The sequence below is a fragment of the Isoptericola sp. Y581 genome (genome assembly GCF_059445475.1).
In genome coordinates this window covers 613132-628315 of the sequence record NZ_JCAIUK010000002.1, presented here as the reverse complement: position 1 = coordinate 628315, position 15184 = coordinate 613132, and the positions used below count along the sequence as shown (strand labels likewise).

11 protein-coding genes are annotated in these 15184 nt (G+C 73.0%); 2 read left to right on the top strand and 9 right to left on the bottom strand.

What is annotated here, in order from left to right:
- Nucleotides 1-13 precede the first annotated feature (13 nt).
- Both AC1C2W_RS05960 and hisD read right to left on the bottom strand, forming a co-directional pair.
- On the bottom strand, nt 14-3358 hold the full coding sequence (locus tag AC1C2W_RS05960; RefSeq protein WP_495412625.1) for a DEAD/DEAH box helicase: 3345 nt from the start codon (nt 3356-3358) through the stop codon (nt 14-16).
- A gap of 170 nt (nt 3359-3528) precedes the next feature.
- Nucleotides 3529-4854 carry a histidinol dehydrogenase gene (gene hisD, locus AC1C2W_RS05955; protein WP_495390387.1) on the bottom strand — a complete coding sequence of 442 codons (1326 nt, stop codon included), beginning with the start codon at nt 4852-4854 and terminating at the stop codon, nt 3529-3531.
- Nucleotides 4855-4912: 58 nt separating this feature from the next.
- On the opposite strand from hisD, the gene AC1C2W_RS05950 reads away from it, so the two are divergent.
- A complete protein-coding gene (locus AC1C2W_RS05950; protein ID WP_495390386.1) occupies nt 4913-5149 on the top strand; it encodes an RNA-binding S4 domain-containing protein in 237 nt (78 codons plus the stop codon).
- A gap of 78 nt (nt 5150-5227) precedes the next feature.
- On the opposite strand, the gene AC1C2W_RS05945 is transcribed toward AC1C2W_RS05950, so the two are convergent.
- The 3 genes from AC1C2W_RS05945 to dnaE form a co-directional block, all read right to left on the bottom strand.
- A complete protein-coding gene (locus AC1C2W_RS05945) occupies nt 5228-5632 on the bottom strand; it encodes a pyridoxamine 5'-phosphate oxidase family protein (RefSeq protein WP_495390385.1) in 405 nt (134 codons plus the stop codon).
- 104 nt (nt 5633-5736) lie between these two features.
- On the bottom strand, nt 5737-6273 hold the full coding sequence (locus AC1C2W_RS05940; RefSeq protein WP_495412624.1) for an NUDIX hydrolase: 537 nt from the start codon (nt 6271-6273) through the stop codon (nt 5737-5739).
- On the bottom strand, nt 6270-9824 hold the full coding sequence (gene dnaE / locus AC1C2W_RS05935) for a DNA polymerase III subunit alpha (RefSeq protein WP_495412623.1): 3555 nt from the start codon (nt 9822-9824) through the stop codon (nt 6270-6272). Before dnaE ends, AC1C2W_RS05940 begins: the two co-directional genes overlap by 4 nt.
- A gap of 103 nt (nt 9825-9927) precedes the next feature.
- On the opposite strand from dnaE, the gene AC1C2W_RS05930 reads away from it, so the two are divergent.
- Nucleotides 9928-10923, top strand: a complete 996-nt coding sequence (locus tag AC1C2W_RS05930) for a LacI family DNA-binding transcriptional regulator (protein ID WP_495412622.1) — start codon at nt 9928-9930, stop codon at nt 10921-10923.
- Nucleotides 10924-10940: 17 nt separating this feature from the next.
- On the opposite strand, the gene AC1C2W_RS05925 is transcribed toward AC1C2W_RS05930, so the two are convergent.
- The 4 genes from AC1C2W_RS05925 to AC1C2W_RS05910 all read right to left on the bottom strand — a co-directional run bounded on the left by AC1C2W_RS05925 (nt 10941) and on the right by AC1C2W_RS05910 (nt 15164).
- Complete coding sequence (locus AC1C2W_RS05925; protein ID WP_495412621.1) at nt 10941-12941, bottom strand: pectate lyase-like domain-containing protein; 2001 nt, start codon at nt 12939-12941, stop codon at nt 10941-10943.
- A gap of 87 nt (nt 12942-13028) precedes the next feature.
- Nucleotides 13029-13961 (bottom strand): RluA family pseudouridine synthase, encoded by a 933-nt coding sequence (locus AC1C2W_RS05920; RefSeq protein ID WP_495390441.1) that lies wholly within the window; start codon nt 13959-13961, stop codon nt 13029-13031.
- Nucleotides 13962-13963: 2 nt separating this feature from the next.
- Complete coding sequence (locus AC1C2W_RS05915) at nt 13964-14635, bottom strand: signal peptidase II (protein WP_495412620.1); 672 nt, start codon at nt 14633-14635, stop codon at nt 13964-13966.
- Between the two features lie 67 nt (nt 14636-14702).
- Nucleotides 14703-15164, bottom strand: a complete 462-nt coding sequence (locus AC1C2W_RS05910; protein ID WP_495390379.1) for a TraR/DksA family transcriptional regulator — start codon at nt 15162-15164, stop codon at nt 14703-14705.
- Nucleotides 15165-15184: the final 20 nt, after the last annotated feature.

Genomic DNA, 15184 nt, shown 5'->3' with positions numbered 1-15184 from the left:
TGGCCCGGGCGGGCTATCCCTCCAGCAGCCCGCGCACGTCCTCGGCGGCGAGGGCGCGCGCGAACGTGCCCGCCTCGTCGTCCATGACGGCGTCGAAGAGCCGGGCCTTGCGCCGGGCCAGGGCCATGACCTTCTCCTCGATCGTGTCCGCCGCGACCAGGCGGGTGACCACGACGTTGCGGGTCTGGCCGATGCGGTGCGTCCGGTCGATCGCCTGGGCTTCCGCCGCCGGGTTCCACCAGGGGTCGAGCAGGTAGACGTAGTCGGCCTCCGTGAGGTTGAGCCCCACTCCCCCCGCCTTGAGGCTGACGAGGAAGACCGGGGCGTCGCCGTCCTTCCAGCCACGGATCACCTCGGCGCGCCGGCGGGTGGCGCCGTCGAGGTAGGCCGTGGCGAGGCCGGCGGCCGCGCACCGCGACTCCACCCGCCGCAGGAACGACGTGAACTGCGAAAAGACCAGGGCGCGGTGCCCCTCCGCCGCGATCTCGACGAGCTCGTCGGCGATGACGTCCAGCTTCGCCGAGGCGACGTGCGCGTACGCGTCGTCCACCAGCGCGGCGTCGAGGGCCAGGCGGCGCAGCGTCGTGAGGGACCGGAAGATCGCCACTCGGTTGGCGTCGAAGTCCTCCAGCAGGCCGAGCAGCCGCTGCCGCTCGCGCTGCAGGTGCGTGTCGTAGATCTTGCGGTGGTCGGGCGTGAGCGGCACCCGCAGCACCCGCTCCTGGCGCTCCGGCAGCTCGGGCGCGACCTGCTCCTTGGTGCGGCGGAGCACGAGCGGACGGATGCGGCGCTTGAGCCGCCCGAGAGCGCGGTTGCCGGCCGCGACCACCTGGGGGTCGTCGTCCTTCCCGGCGGCGTCGACGAGGCGGGCCGTCTCGGCGCGGAACCGGTGCATCGAGGGGTAGAGTCCCGGCGCGACGATCGCGAGCACCGCCCAGAGCTCCATGAGGTTGTTCTCGAGCGGGGTCCCGGTGATCGCGAGCTTGAACGGAGCGCCCAGCAGGCGCGCCGTCTCGTGCGCCCGGGTACGCGGGTTCTTGGCTACCTGCGCCTCGTCCAGGATCAGCCCGCTCCAGTCGAGGGCCTCGAAGGCGTCGAACTCGAGCCGGAAGACGGCGTACGACGTGACGAGCACGTCGGCCTGCGCGGCGAGCTCCGCCACGCTCGAGCCCAGCTTGCGGCCCGTGGCCACCATCGGGACCACCCGTAGGTCCGGCGTGAACCGCGCGGCCTCGTCCGCCCAGTTGCCGACCACGGAGGCCGGCGCGACGACGACGAACGGCGGGGCGCCCGGCTCCGTGGCCCGCGCGTGCGCCAGGAATGCCAGGGCCTCGACGGTCTTTCCGAGCCCCATGTCGTCGGCGAGGACGCCGCCCAGCCCGTGCCGCCACAGGAAGGTGAGCCACTCGAACGCCTGGTGCTGGTAGGGCCGCAGCTCCGCCCGGACCCCCGCGGGCACGGCGACCGGCTCGGGTACGGCCTCCCCGGCGGCCAGCGAGCGCAGCCCCGCGAGCGACCGCCGCCACGCCTCGGCCGCCTCCACCACGTCGGCGACGTCCTCCAGCTCGCCCCACAGCTGCGCGTCGTAGCGGCTGACGCGAGCCCTGCCGGGACGGTCGCTCAGCGCGGTGGCCTCTGCGATCAGGTCACGCAGCCGCCCCAGCACCGGCTGGTCGAGGCGCAGCCACGAGCCGTCCACGAGCAGCAGCCGCCTGTCCCCGTGCGTGAGCGCGGTGAACAGGCGGGTGAACGGGAGCAACTTGCCGGCCACCGTCACGGAGATGCCGAGGTCGAGCCAGTCGGAGTCGCCGGACGGCGCCCCCGACACGACCACCCGCGGCGCGGCGTCGAGGTGCAGGTAGTCCGGCACGTCGCTGGCGTCGACGCGCACGTCCCCCACCGTCGCCAGCGCCGGGAGCACGCCGTGGGCGAGGTCCAGCGCGTCGAGCCCGGCGAGCTCCGCGCGGGTGCCGAGCTCGAAGCGCTCGAACCCGGGCACGCCACGCACCGTCGCCTGCGCCTTCGCGAGGATCTCTGCCTCCGTGTCGACGTCGCGGAGGCTGTCGGCGGCGGCGCCCTCGAGCGGCACGGTGCGGGGCCGCTCCGCGGGGCGCCGGCCGGCGTGCTCCGCGGCGAGCTCGACCGGCGGGTACTCGAACGACCACTCGACCCGCGCGTTCTCGGGCGAGGCGAACGCGACCCGGGCGACGAGGACCGGGCGCGGCAGCTCCGGCAGCGCGACGCTGCCGTCGGAGACGACTCGCATCGCCCGCCGCAGCGCCGGGAGGTGCTCGGCGAAGAGCTCGCCGACGTCGTCGGTGGGCACGTCGACGCGGCCCACCACGACCAGCTCGCGGGTCGCGTCGCCCAGGCGCCGAGCCGTGGGACCCAGGCGTAGCACCGTGCGCCCGTCCCCCGCCTCGACCGCATACAGACCGGTGTCGCCGACGGTCCCGAGCGTCGCGCCGTCGACCCGGTCCACGCCGTCGAAGGCGGCGACCGCCTCCAGCCGCACACCCGCCCCGCTGTCGCCGGCGGCCCCGACGACCAGACGGGCCTCGGCCCGGCGCGCGAGGCGGACCTCGTCGCGCGCCCCGTGCGCGACCAGCGGGATCTCGAGGTCCGGCGCCTCGGCCAGCAGCGCCCACACGCCCCGGCCGCCCGCGGCGAGCGGGCGCCAGGCCTGGCGGGTGCGGCCGTATCCGCCGCCTTCGCCGAGGGCCGACCCAAGGTCCGCGAACCAACGCCGGGCCTCCGGCGCGGGGGTCGCGCGGACGTCGGAGAACGCGTAGAGCCCGGTGGCGAGCGCCTCCCAGCTGCCCTCCGGCGCGACCTTCCAGCCGTTCCGGCCCCGGACCACCGGCCGCACGGCCAGCTGGGGCGGCAGGTCGCCGAACGGCTCGTCGAGGCGGAACCGCAGCGCGACGGGCAGGACACCGCCGGAGCCGTGCCCCGCCGCCGGCAGCGGCCCCGCCCTCGTGACAGGGGCGAGGAGACCGCGCCATCCGTCGGGCTGGTCCGACCGGTCGCCGGCCCCGCGCTCGCTCTCAGCGCCCGCCACCTGACCGACGTGGAGCAGGGTGGCCGCGACGTGCTTGCAGTCGCCGCCGACGGGGCAGCTGCAGGTGGACGCGTCGAACTCGTACCGGCCGTCGCCGCCGATCGTGAACCAGACGCGGCAGGTATATGGCTGCGGCCCGCTCCCCGCGACGCGGGACGTCAGCACCAGCGCGTCGGGGTCCCACCGCCACGTCGTCACCATGCCCGCGCGCTGGTAGCCCTGGGCCCGTCGGAACGCGGCGTTCCCGACGATCCCGCCCACCGCGATCGGATCGAGGCGGGGCGGCGGGGCGGGCATGCGTCAATGCTCGCACGCGCCACCGACCGAGCCGACAGGGTGGAGTCGTGCGCTTGGCACACTATTCTTTGCACGTCGGAACATCGTGTTCGCGGAACAACGGGGGCCACCGCCCGGCGCGATGCCGGTCGACGGCCCCGAGTCGATCCCGCTCTCGGTCGATCGCGTCCTCAGAGGAAGCGGCCGCGCACCGCCTCGCCGTGCGCAGGCAGGTCTTCGTCGTCGGCGACCGCGACGATCCGGTCGGCGAGCTCCCCCAGTGCCTCGCGCGTGTACTCGATCACCTGGACGGACTTCAGGTAGGCGTGTACGCCGAGCCCGCTGGAGAAGTGTGCCGACCCCCCGGTGGGAAGCACGTGGTTGCTGCCCGCCATGTAGTCCCCCAGCGACACCGGCGACCACGGCCCCACGAAGATCGCCCCCGCCGAGCGGACCCGCTCGGCGAGCTCAGCCGCGTTCTCGGTCTGGATCTCCAGGTGCTCCGCCCCGTAGGCGTCCACGACCGCGAGGCCGTGCTCGAGGTCGTCGACCAGCACGACCGCGGACTGCGGCCCGCCGAGCGCCTGCATGACGCGCGCGGAGTGCTTCGTGGAGCCGACGAGGTCGCTGACGCGCGCCTCCACGGCACCCGCCAGCTCCACCGACGGGGTGACCAGCACGGACGCCGCCATCGGGTCGTGCTCGGCCTGGCTGATGAGGTCGAGGGCGACGTGCCCCGGGTCCGCCGTGGCGTCGGCCAGGACGGCGATCTCGGTGGGGCCAGCCTCCGCGTCGATGCCGACCACCCCGCGCACCAGGCGCTTCGCGGCCGTGACGAAGACGTTGCCCGGCCCCGTCACGACGTCCACGGGTTCGCACAGCACCGCTCCGTCCTGCGGCTCGGAGCCCGCCGCGCCGTAGGCGAACATGCCGACCGCCTGGGCGCCGCCGACGCCGTACACCTCGTCCACGCCGAGCAGGGCGCACGCCGCGAGGATGGTCGGGTGCGGCAGTCCGCCGCTCTCCTTCTGCGGCGGCGACGCGAGGGCCAGGCTGCGCACCCCCGCCTCCTGCGCGGCGACGACGTTCATGATCACCGAGGACGGGTAGACCGCCAGCCCCCCGGGCGCGTAGAGCCCCACGCGCTGGACAGGGATCCAGCGCTGGCGCACGACCGCGCCGGGGCCGAGCCGCGTCGTGTGCTCGGTCGGGACCTGCTCGGCGTGCACGGCCCGTACGCGGCGGATCGCCTCCTCCAGGCCGGCGCGCACGACCGGGTCAAGCCCCGCGAGCGCGTCGTCCAGGGCGGCCGCCGGGACGCGGAGATGCTCCGGTCGCACCCCGTCGAAGCGCTCCGCCAGGTCGCGCAGCGCGGCGGCGCCCCGGGTGCGGACGTCGGCGAGGATGCGGGCGACGGCGTCCAGCGCCTGGTCCACACCGACCTCGGGGCGCGGCAGCACCCCGAGCAGCTCGGTGCGGGTCAGGTGCTGCCCGCGAAGATCGATGCGTCGGATCACCCGACCAGTCTAGGCAGCGCAGGTCGGCGGCGGGCGGCGTCTGTCGGAGAATGGACGCATGAGCGCGAATCCCGATACCCCGGACGTCCCGATCCGCGACGATCTGATCCGGCTGGGTCAGTTCCTCAAGCTCGCCGGCCTGGCCGAGTCCGGCACCCACGCGCGGGAGCTGGTGTCCGACGGCGAGGTGCGGGTCAACGGCGAGGTCGAGACCCGCCGGGGCCGCCAGCTGGTGCGCGGCGACCGCGTGACGCTCTCCCTGCCCGAGGGCGACGAGTCCGCGGTCGTCGCCTGACCAGCGCTCTCGTTGTGGGCGCGAGACACGCCGCTATCACCTCCATCATTGCGGCGTGTCTCGCGCCCACAACGCTCCTCAGGCCATGTAGGTCGACGCCATGGCGCGGTCCACCCGCAGCCGCAGCACGACCGGGTCCGGTTCGGGCGCGAGCGGCCCGTAGCGTCTCGCGTTCCGGACGACGACCTCCGCGACCTCCTGGGCGTCCTCGGCCACCTCGATCGCGCCCTCGAGCGTGATCCAGCGACCGCCGTCGACCTGGCAGAGCGCCGCTCGCGGCAGTGAGCCGTCGGAGGCCGCGCGGCGGGCGTTGGTCACCTTGACCGACGTCCGCGGCGCGACGGCACGCGCCACACCCGTGCCGGCGTCCCACGTGAAGGCCACCGGCACCACGTGCGGGCTGCCATCGGCGCGCAGCGTGGTCAAGGTGGCGAGATGGCGCTCGGTGACGAACACGAGCTGCTCGGGGTTGAGGCGGAACACGGCATGAGCCTACGGGCAACCACCCAGCGCCCCCGCGGAGTCAGAAGCCGTCGGTGTCAGAAGCCGTCGGTGTCAGAAGCCGTCGGTGTCAGAAGCCGTCGGTGTCAGAAGCCGTGGGTGAGGATCGGCGGCACCTGGGTGCCGTGCCGACCCGCGTCGTGCAGCGCCCGCAGGACGGCGAGCTCGTGCGGCACCACCGGCTCAGGCAGCGCGACGAACGCGAACCACCGCAGGTCGGCCGCCTTGTGCGGCTCGCGGATCTCGGGGGTGCCCGACCAGCGCGTCGCGGTGAAGAAGAAGTCGGCCCGCTGCTCGAGCGCGGGGCCACCGGGCTGCCCGCGGTGCATGGTCGTCACCGGGGCCAGGTCCGCGGGCTCGATCTCGACGCCCAGCTCCTCGCGCGCCTCGCGCACGGCGGCATCGACGACGGACTCCCCCGGCTCCACGTGCCCGGCGGCACCCGCCGCCCAGTGGCCGTCCATGAACCCGGTGCCCTGCCGCAGGTGCAGCAGTACCTGCCCCTCCCGCCGCAGGTACACGTACGCGGCCGGCACCACGCGGAACCGATGGTCCGCGGATCCGTCGTCCCAGGTCTCGACAGGCTCGACCGGCGGGGTGGGCTCGACCGGTGGGGTGGTCATGACAGGCAGCTCGGGCCGAGCAGGGCCTTGAGATCACCGAACAGGGCGGGCGACTTCTCGACCCGCAGGGTGTCCGCGGCCCGGACCACCGTGCGCTTGCCCGGCTCGGCGACGCTCACGTGCACCTCGGCCGAGCCGGGGTGCGTGGCGAGCACCTCGCGCAGCCGCACCATGACCGGCTCGACGCACCGGGTGTGCGGCACGGTCACGAGCACGGGCGCGTCCGCGACGGCGGACGTGTCCGGCAGGGACACCTCCATGGCCTGCAGCTGCATCTGATCGTCGCGCCGGCGCACCCGGCCCCGCAGCGTCACGACCTGGTCCTCCGCGAGGATCGTCGAGTACGCGAGGTACGTCTCGCCGAAGAACATCACCTCGACCGCGCCCTCGAGGTCCTCGACCGTGACGGCCGCCCACGGGTTGCCGTTCTTGCTCATCTTGCGCTGCACGCTGGTGAGCAGACCGGCCACCGTGACGGTCGACCCGTCCTGCCGGCCCTCGTCGGCCATCAGGGAGGCGATCGACGTGTCGGCGGCCCGCGCGAGCACGTGCTCCAGCCCGGACAACGGGTGATCGGACACGTACAGGCCGAGCATCTCGCGCTCGAAAGCGAGCCGCTGCTTCTTGTCCCAGTCCGGCAGGTCGGGCACGTCGACGGCAAACGTCATCGCCGCGTCCTCCTGGTCGCCGCCGAAGTCGGCGAAGAGGTCGAACTGCCCCTCGGCCTCCTTGCGCTTCACGGAGATGACCGAGTCCACGGCCTGCTCGTGGACCACGAGCAGCGCCCGGCGAGGGTGCCCGAGCGAGTCGAACGCCCCGGCCTTGATGAGCGACTCGATGGTGCGCTTGTTGCACACGACGGCCGGCACCTTGTCCAGGAAGTCCGTGAACGAGGTGAAGACGCCCTTGGCCTCGCGGGCGGCGATGATCGCGTCCACCACGTTGGCGCCGACGTTGCGCACGGCGGTGAGGCCGAACCGGATGTCGGAGCCGACCGCGGTGAACTTGGCCGCGGAGTCGTTGACGTCCGGGGGCAGCACCGTGATGTGCATGCGACGGCACTCGCCCAGGTAGAGCGCCATCTTGTCCTTGTCGTCCCGCACGCTCTGCAGCAGGCCGGCCATGTACTCGGTCGGGTAGTTCGCCTTGAGGTACGCCGTCCAGTAGGACACGACCCCGTACCCGGCGGAGTGCGCCTTGTTGAAGGCGTACCCGGCGAACGGCACCAGGGTGTCCCAGACCGCCTGGATCGCGGCCTTGGAGTAGCCGCGCTCCTTCATGCCCGCCTCGAACGGCACGAACTCCTTGTCGAGGATCTCCTTCTTCTTCTTGCCCATCGCGCGGCGCAGCAGGTCGGCCTGACCGAGCGAGTAGCCGGCGAGGACCTGCGCGGCGCGTTGCACCTGCTCCTGGTAGACGATCAGGCCGTAGGTCTCGTCGAGCACCTCGGCCAGCGGCTCCGCCAGCTCCGGGTGGATCGGCTCGATCTGCTGCAGGCCGTTCTTGCGCAGCGCGTAGTTGATGTGCGAGTTCATGCCCATCGGCCCGGGCCGGTACAGCGCGATGACGGCGGAGACGTCCTCGAAGTTGTCGGGCCGCATCTGGCGCAGCAGGGAGCGCATGGCTCCGCCGTCGAGCTGAAAGACGCCGAGCGTGTCGCCCCGGGCCAGCAGGTCGTAGGTGGCCTGGTTGTCGAGCGCCACCGTCTCGATCTCGAGCGGCTCCTTGCCGTTCATCTCGATGTTCTCGAGCGCGTCGTCGAGGATCGTGAGGTTGCGCAGCCCGAGGAAGTCCATCTTGATGAGGCCGAGGCCCTCGGACGTCGGGTAGTCGAACTGGGTGATGACGGCGCCGTCCTGGGGGCGGCGCATGATCGGGATGATGTCGATCAGCGGGTCGCTGGACATGATGACGCCCGCGGCGTGCACGCCCCACTGCCGCTTGAGGCCCTCGATGCCGCGGGCCGTCTCGACCACCCGCTGGGCCTCGGGGTCGGCGTCGTGCACCGCGCGGAACTCCGCGGCTTCGGCGTACCGCTCGTGCTTCGGGTCGAAGATCCCGGACAGCGGGATGTCCTTGCCCATGACGGCCGGCGGCATCGCCTTGGTGAGCTTCTCCCCCATGGCGAAGGGGAAGCCGAGCACGCGCGAGCCGTCCTTGAGGGCCTGCTTGGCCTTGATGGAGCCGTACGTGACGATCATCGCGACGCGGTCGTCGCCGTACTTCTCGGTGACGTACCGGATCACCTCGGAGCGCCGGCGCTCGTCGAAGTCCACGTCGACGTCGGGCATCGAGATGCGCTCCGGGTTGAGGAAGCGCTCGAAGATCAGGCCGTGCTTGAGCGGGTCGAGCTCCGTGATGCCCATGACGTAGGACACCATCGAGCCCGCCGCGGAGCCACGGCCCGGCCCGACCCGGATGCCCTGCGCCTTGGCCCAGTTGATGAAGTCGGCCACCACGAGGAAGTACCCCGGGAAGCCCATCTGCATGATGACCTCGACCTCGTAGTTCGCCTGCTTGCGCACGTCGTCGGGGATGCCGTCCGGGTAGCGGCGGCGCAGGCCCGCCTCCACCTCCTTGACGAACCAGCTGATCTCGTCCTCGCCGTCCGGCACGGGGAACCGCGGCATGTAGTTCGCCTTGGTGTCGAACGAGACCTCGCAGCGCTCGGCGATGAGCAGCGTGTTGTCGATCGCCTCCGGCAGCTCGGAGAACAGGCGGCGCATCTCGGCGCCCGAGCGGACGTAGAAGCTGTCCCCGCTGAACGCGAAGCGGCTGCCGCCCTGGTCGTAGGTCGGCTCGTCGAGCGTCGACCCGGAGTTCACCGCGAGGAGGACCTCGTGCGAGCTGGAGTCGTCCTGCTTGGTGTAGTGCAGGTCGTTCGTGGCCACCAACGGCGCGCCGATCGTCTCGGCGAGACGCAGCAGGTCCTTGTACGTGCGGGACTCGATCTCGATCCCGTGGTCCATGACCTCGACGAAGAAGTTCTCCTTGCCGAGGATGTCCTGCAGATCGCCCGCCGCGCGGACCGCCTCGTCCCACTGCCCCAGCCGCAGCCGGGTCTGGACCTCGCCCGACACGCAGCCGGACGTGCCCATGAGCCCCTTGCCGTAGGTCTCCAGCAGCTCGCGGTCCATCCGCGGCCACTTGCCCATCTGACCTTCGAGGGAGGCCAGCGACGACGCGCGGAACAGGTTGTGCATGCCCTCGTTGTTGCGCGCCCACAGGGTCATGTGGGTGTACGCGCCGCCCGCGGACACGTCGTCGCGCCGCTGGTGCTGCTCGCCCCACAGCACCTTGGTGCGGTCGTGGCGGCTCGTGCCCGGCGTCACGTACGCCTCGACGCCGATGATCGGCTTGATGTCGTACTTCTGGGCCGTGCTCCAGAAGTCGAACGCGCCGAACAGGTAGCCGTGGTCGGTGATGGCGATGGCCTTCTGGCCCAGCCGTTGCACCTCGCTGAACAGGTCGTTCATCCGCGCCGCGCCGTCGAGCATCGAGTACTCGGTGTGCACGTGCAGATGGACGAAATCGTCAGTCTCGGCGGGCATGCGATGAGTCTAGGCAGAGCCACCGACGGGCCGGTGCCACTAGCCCGGGGTGTCCCGACCCCGCGTAAGGTGCTGGCAACCGTCGACAGCCCGAGGAGGAGCAGTGCCGCGAGTGACCAGTGCCGACGTCGCGCGCGCGGCAGGCGTGTCGCGGACGACGGTGAGCTACGTGCTCAACGAGACGCCCGGGGCGTCGGTCTCCGACACCACACGAGGGCGCATCCGCGCCGCCGCCGAGCGGCTGGGGTACGCGCCGTCCGCCGCCGCGCGGACGCTGCGACGCGGGCGCAGCGACCTGGTGGTGGCCGTGCTGCCGGACTGGCCGGCCGGCCCCGTCGTCGAGGACCTCCTGGACCACCTCACCGACCCGCTCGCAGCCCGCGGGCTCTTCGTCCTCGTGCACCACCATCGCGACTCCCGCGACCTGGCCGAACTCTGGCGCGCCGTGGCGCCCCTGGCGGTGGTCGGGCTCGCGCCGTTCACCGCGGCGGACGCGCTCGCCATGGAGCTGGCCGGGATCCTTGTCGTCGGGGCGGTCGAGCACACCACCACCGACGCCACCTCCGACGGCACGGCCGGGGACGACTTCGACGCCTCGCAGCGCGGGATCGGCGACCTCCAGGTGCGGCACCTGGCGCGGGCCGGCCACGAGCGCCTGGCGTTCGCCACCACCGACGACCCCCGCCTGAGCCGGTTCGCCGACGGCCGCCTCGCCGGCGTCCGCGCGGCGTGCGCCGCCCTCGGGCTCCCCCCGCCGCCGTCGGTCGCCGTCCCGGCCGGGGAGCCGGCGGCCGGTGCGGTGCGCGCCTGGTCCGACGGGGGGATCACCGCCGTCGCGGCCTACAACGACGACGTCGCCCTCGCCGTGCTCGCGGGCGCGCGCGAGGCGGGGCTGACGGTGCCGTCGGGGCTCGCGGTCGTCGGCGTCGACGACTCCCCCGCGGCGCGCGTAGCCGCCCCGCCGCTCACGACGGTCGCGCAGCCCGTGACCCGCCAGGCGGAGCACCTGGCCGCCTCGGTCCTCGCCGCCCTCGACGGCCGCGAGGCCCCGCCCTGGCCGGCCGAGGGCGCCCGCGTCGTGGTGCGCGGGTCCGCCTGACCCTCGGCCGGCGCGCGTCAGGGCGTCGGGTGGTCGACGACGTACTCGGGGGTGCCCGACGTCGACGGCGGCACCGCGTCGCCCACGCCGTTGACGACGTGCTCGATGGTCCCCGCGCTGAGGTTCACGGTCATGAGGTGGTGCAGCCGCACGCCCGGCCGCTCGGGCACCGCGAACCCGTTCTCGGTGACGATCTGCGGGTTGTTCTGGTTGAACACGTACACCCCGCCGCCGAAGAGCCGGTGCCGCCGCACGTCGTCGCCGACCTTGTACCCCTCCCAGCCCAGGGTCCCGTCCGGCTGCGTCCAGTCCGCCTGCGTCGGCGGGTCGTACGGCAGCTCGTTCTGGTAGAGCACCACGGTGCCGTCCTCGCCGTTCCAGACCGTGTTGTGCTCCTGGAAATGCTCGACGAACAGGCCCGTCGCCGTCACCCGGTCGCCGTTGACGACCACGCCGGTGCGACCGACGTTGGTGCGCCAGCGCTCCGAGTCGCCGTTGACCCCCTCGGACCCGTCCGTGGCGAAACTCTCCACGCCGTGGTCCGCGCGCCACACCCAGGCGTGGTCGATGAGCACGTCGTCGGCGTTGATCTCGAGCGCGACATCGGTGCTGCCGACGTGCGGCCCGCCGACGCGGAAGTACACGTCGGACAGCGTGACCGGGTTCGTGCCGGTGGTGCAGCGCGGGTCGAGCCAGGCGTAGAGCGGGCGGGTGCAGAGGCGGTCGCGCAGCGCGTCGACCTTCTCGGCCCATCCGCGCTTCGGGGCCGTGCCGACCCGCAGCAGCGCGGGCGACTCCTCGACCCCGGCGTCGATCGTCACGCCGGCGACGACGACGCCCGCGGTGTCCGCGACGACGAGCGGCACCGCTCCGCCTACCGACGTGAGGGTCGCGTGACCCAGGCCGAGCACGACCGTGCCCGGCCGCGTCACCCGGATGCTGCGCGCTACGTCGTACACGCCGGGGGTGACCAGGAGGTGCTTGCCCCGCGCGAGCTGGGCGTTGATCGTGGCCACCGAGTCGCCCGGCCGCGCGATGTAGAAGTCCGTGATCGGCACGGTGCGACCCGCCGTGACGCCGTCCGCCCACGAGACGCCGCTCGTCCCGGTCCGCGCCTCCGGCACGCGCACCTGGTACCGGCCCTTCGCGTCCACGAACAGGTACGGCTTCTCGCGGCTCACGGGCGTCTCGTCCAGCGTGGTGTACGGCTCCGCGGGGAAGCCCGCCTCGCTCGGCGCGCCCTCGACCCCGGAGAACACCTGGTTCCACACTCCGTTGGACCAGCCGCCGCCCAGCTCGCTGTTGCGGGTGAGCCACTGCTGCTGGGACCCGTTGACGACGGACGTGTCGAACCGGGAGTCGGCGATGAACCCACCGCTGGCGAACTGCGGCCCCGCGGTGCAGTAGTCCATGAGCGACAGCGGCCCGCGGACGTCGAGCCGGCGCATCGAGACCGCCTGCGAGACGGCCCAGAAGTTCGCCGTGGCCTTGCAGCCGTCCTGGCCGGACGTGTTCACCTCGAGGGAGAGGTTCGAGACCGTGCGCCAGAAGTTCACCAGCGCGATGCAGTTCGGGTTCGCGTCGTCGCCCAAGCAGCGGTTGCGCACCTCGATCGCGCCCTCGACGGTGACGTCCTGCGGCGAGGCGCCGAGCCCGGCGACCTCGGTGTAGTAGCCGACGTTCACCTGCAGCGGGTCCGCCGCGGACCCGTAGGTGCCGGGCAGGAAGTACACCGCGTGCCGGCCGGCGCCCATCTCCGCATCCACCTGCTGCTCGTGCAGCGCGTCCATCGTCGCCTGGATCTCGGCCTGCGGCGTGTCCGGGCCGAAGACCGTGACGTTCGGGCCGAGGTCCGGGTCGGTCGGATCGACGCGCTGGGTCGGGGCGGCCTGCGCCTCGCCGACTCCTGTGGCGGCCCCCGCCAGGACGGTCACGAGTGCTGCTCCTGCCGCGACGACCGGCGTGAGCCGGTGCCGACGTCTCGGCGCCGGGGATCCCGGCGCAGGGTGTGCTGGCATGCGTCCTCCTCGTCGAGGTCGCGAGTGACTCGTGTCACCCGTCCCGACGAACGCTAGGGCGTGGGACGTCGTGGGACAAGACCTGCGCTACGCGTACGCGCCGCGCACGACCTCGAGGGCGTGGGCGAGGTCGTCGGGGTACTCGCTGGTCACCTCGACCCAGCGGCCGGTCAGCGGGTGCTCGAACCCGAGCCGCACGGCGTGCAGCCACTGCCGCTCCAGCCCCACCTTCGACGCCAGCACCGGGTCCGCGCCGTAGGTGAGGTCGCCGACCAGCGGGTGGCGCACGGCCTGGAAGTGCACCCGGATCTGGTGCGTGCGCCCCGTCTCCAGGTGCACCTCGACCAGCGACGCCGCGGGCAGCATCTCGAGCACCTCGTAGTGCGTCACCGAGTGCTTGCCGTCCGCCACGACGGCGAACCGGTAGTCCGCGCTCGGGTGCCGGCCGATGGGCGCGTCGATGGTGCCCGCGGTCGGCTCCGGGTGGCCCTGCGCGAGCGCGTGGTAGACCTTCTCGACGGTGCGCTCCTTGAACGCGCGCTTCAGGCCGGTGTACGCCGCCTCGCTCTTGGCCACCGCCATCAGGCCAGAGGTGCCCACGTCGAGGCGGTGCACGATCCCTTGCCGCTCGGCCGCGCCGGAAGTCGCGATCCGGTAGCCGGCCGCGGCCAGCGCCCCGACGACGGTGGGCCCGGTCCAGCCGGGCGACGGGTGCGCCGCGACCCCGACCGGCTTGTCCACGACCACGACGTCGTCGTCCTCGTAGGCGATCGACATGCCCGGCACGGGCTCCGCGACGACTGCGGCAGACGCGGGCCGGGCCTCGGGGACCGTCACCTCGAGCCGGCCGCCGGCCACCACCCGGTCGGACTTGCCGACCTCGCGACCGTCCAGGAGCACCGCCCCCGACGCCGCGAGCTCCGCCGCCTGGGTGCGCGAGAACCCGAGCATCCGGGCGAGGGCCGCATCGACGCGCTCGCCCGCCAGCCCGTCGGGGACGGGCAGCGTCCGCGTGGACACCGTCAACGTCCCTCGTCTGTCGCGCTGTCTGTCGCGCTGTCGGTCGCGGCGTCGTCGTCGCTGTCGGTCGCGGCGTCGTCGTCCGTGTGCCGACGGCCGTCGAGCCCGATCCCCCGGAACGACAGGATCACGATGAGCACCGCCGCGGTGACGACAGCGATGTCCGCGACGTTCCCCACGAAGACGCCGTAGTCGATGAAGTCGACCACGTGGCCGCGCGCGAAGCCGGGGTCGCGGAAGAACCGGTCGCCGAGGTTGCCGAGCGCCCCTCCGAGCAGCAGCCCCAGGGCGACGGCCCACCCGGTCGAACCGATCCGGCGGATCGCACGCACGATGACCACGACCACCACGCAGACCACGATGGTCAGCAGCCACGTCATGCCGGTCGCGATCGACAGCGCCGCACCCGAGTTGTAGATCAGGCGCAGCTGCAGCAGCTCGCCCACCAGGGGCGACGGCGCGTCGCCGAGGGTGAGGGCCGACTCGGCCCACCACTTGGTGAGCTGGTCCGCGAGCAGCACGATCGCGGCCAGCGCGAACGTCCAGGTCAGCAGGCGCCGGCGCCGCGCCGGGGACACGGTCTCGGCGGGGGCGCCCGACAGGGGCGACTCGGGTGCGCCGGCGCGCGGCAAGGGCTCAGGGGCCGGGGCAGAGCCGGCGGGCGTGGTCGACATCGTGCGCAAGTCTAGGCCGACGCACGGTGGGCCAGGACGTGCGCCAGGACGTGCGCCAGGACGCGGGTCAGCGCCGCTCCTCGCGCGCCTTCGCCTCGAGGGAGAGCGTCGCGCGAGGGAACGCCTGCAGGCGGGCCTTGCCGATGGGCAGCCCGGTGACCTCGCAGGTGGCGTAGGTGCCCTTGCTGATGCGGTCGACGGCGTGCGACGTCTGGGCGAGCAGGTCGCGCATGTTGTTGACCAGGGTCAGCTCCTGCTCCCGCTCGAGCGCGCTCGAGCCGTAGTCGGCCTGGTCGTCGCCCGCGCCGTCCCCGGAGTTGCGCAGCAGGTCCGAGAGCTCCTGGTCGGCCGTGGCGAGCTCGCGCTCGAGCCGCTCCCTGTCCTCGAGCAGGAAGGCGGCAAGCTCCTCGACCTCGCGCAGGCTCCACGGCTCCTCACCGTCTCGGACCGGGAACGACTTCACGTCCCGCGCGAGGTGCGGGAAGTTCTCCCGCAGAGCGGCGCGGGTGGTGGTCGAGAGCTTAGCCATCGGTGCCCTTTCGTTGGTGC

Excerpts from the sequence above, each read along its gene's own strand:
- AC1C2W_RS05960 (WP_495412625.1), bottom strand. The coding sequence starts at position 3,358 with ATGCCCGCCCCGCCGCCCCGCCTCGATCCGATCGCGGTGGGCGGGATC.
- AC1C2W_RS05950 (WP_495390386.1), top strand. The coding sequence starts at position 4,913 with ATGAGCGCGAATCCCGATACCCCGGACGTCCCGATCCGCGACGATCTG.
- AC1C2W_RS05940 (WP_495412624.1), bottom strand. The coding sequence starts at position 6,273 with ATGACCACCCCACCGGTCGAGCCCACCCCGCCGGTCGAGCCTGTCGAG.
- dnaE (WP_495412623.1), bottom strand. The coding sequence starts at position 9,824 with ATGCCCGCCGAGACTGACGATTTCGTCCATCTGCACGTGCACACCGAG.
- AC1C2W_RS05925 (WP_495412621.1), bottom strand. The coding sequence starts at position 12,941 with ATGCCAGCACACCCTGCGCCGGGATCCCCGGCGCCGAGACGTCGGCAC.
- AC1C2W_RS05915 (WP_495412620.1), bottom strand. The coding sequence starts at position 14,635 with ATGTCGACCACGCCCGCCGGCTCTGCCCCGGCCCCTGAGCCCTTGCCG.
- AC1C2W_RS05910 (WP_495390379.1), bottom strand. The coding sequence starts at position 15,164 with ATGGCTAAGCTCTCGACCACCACCCGCGCCGCTCTGCGGGAGAACTTC.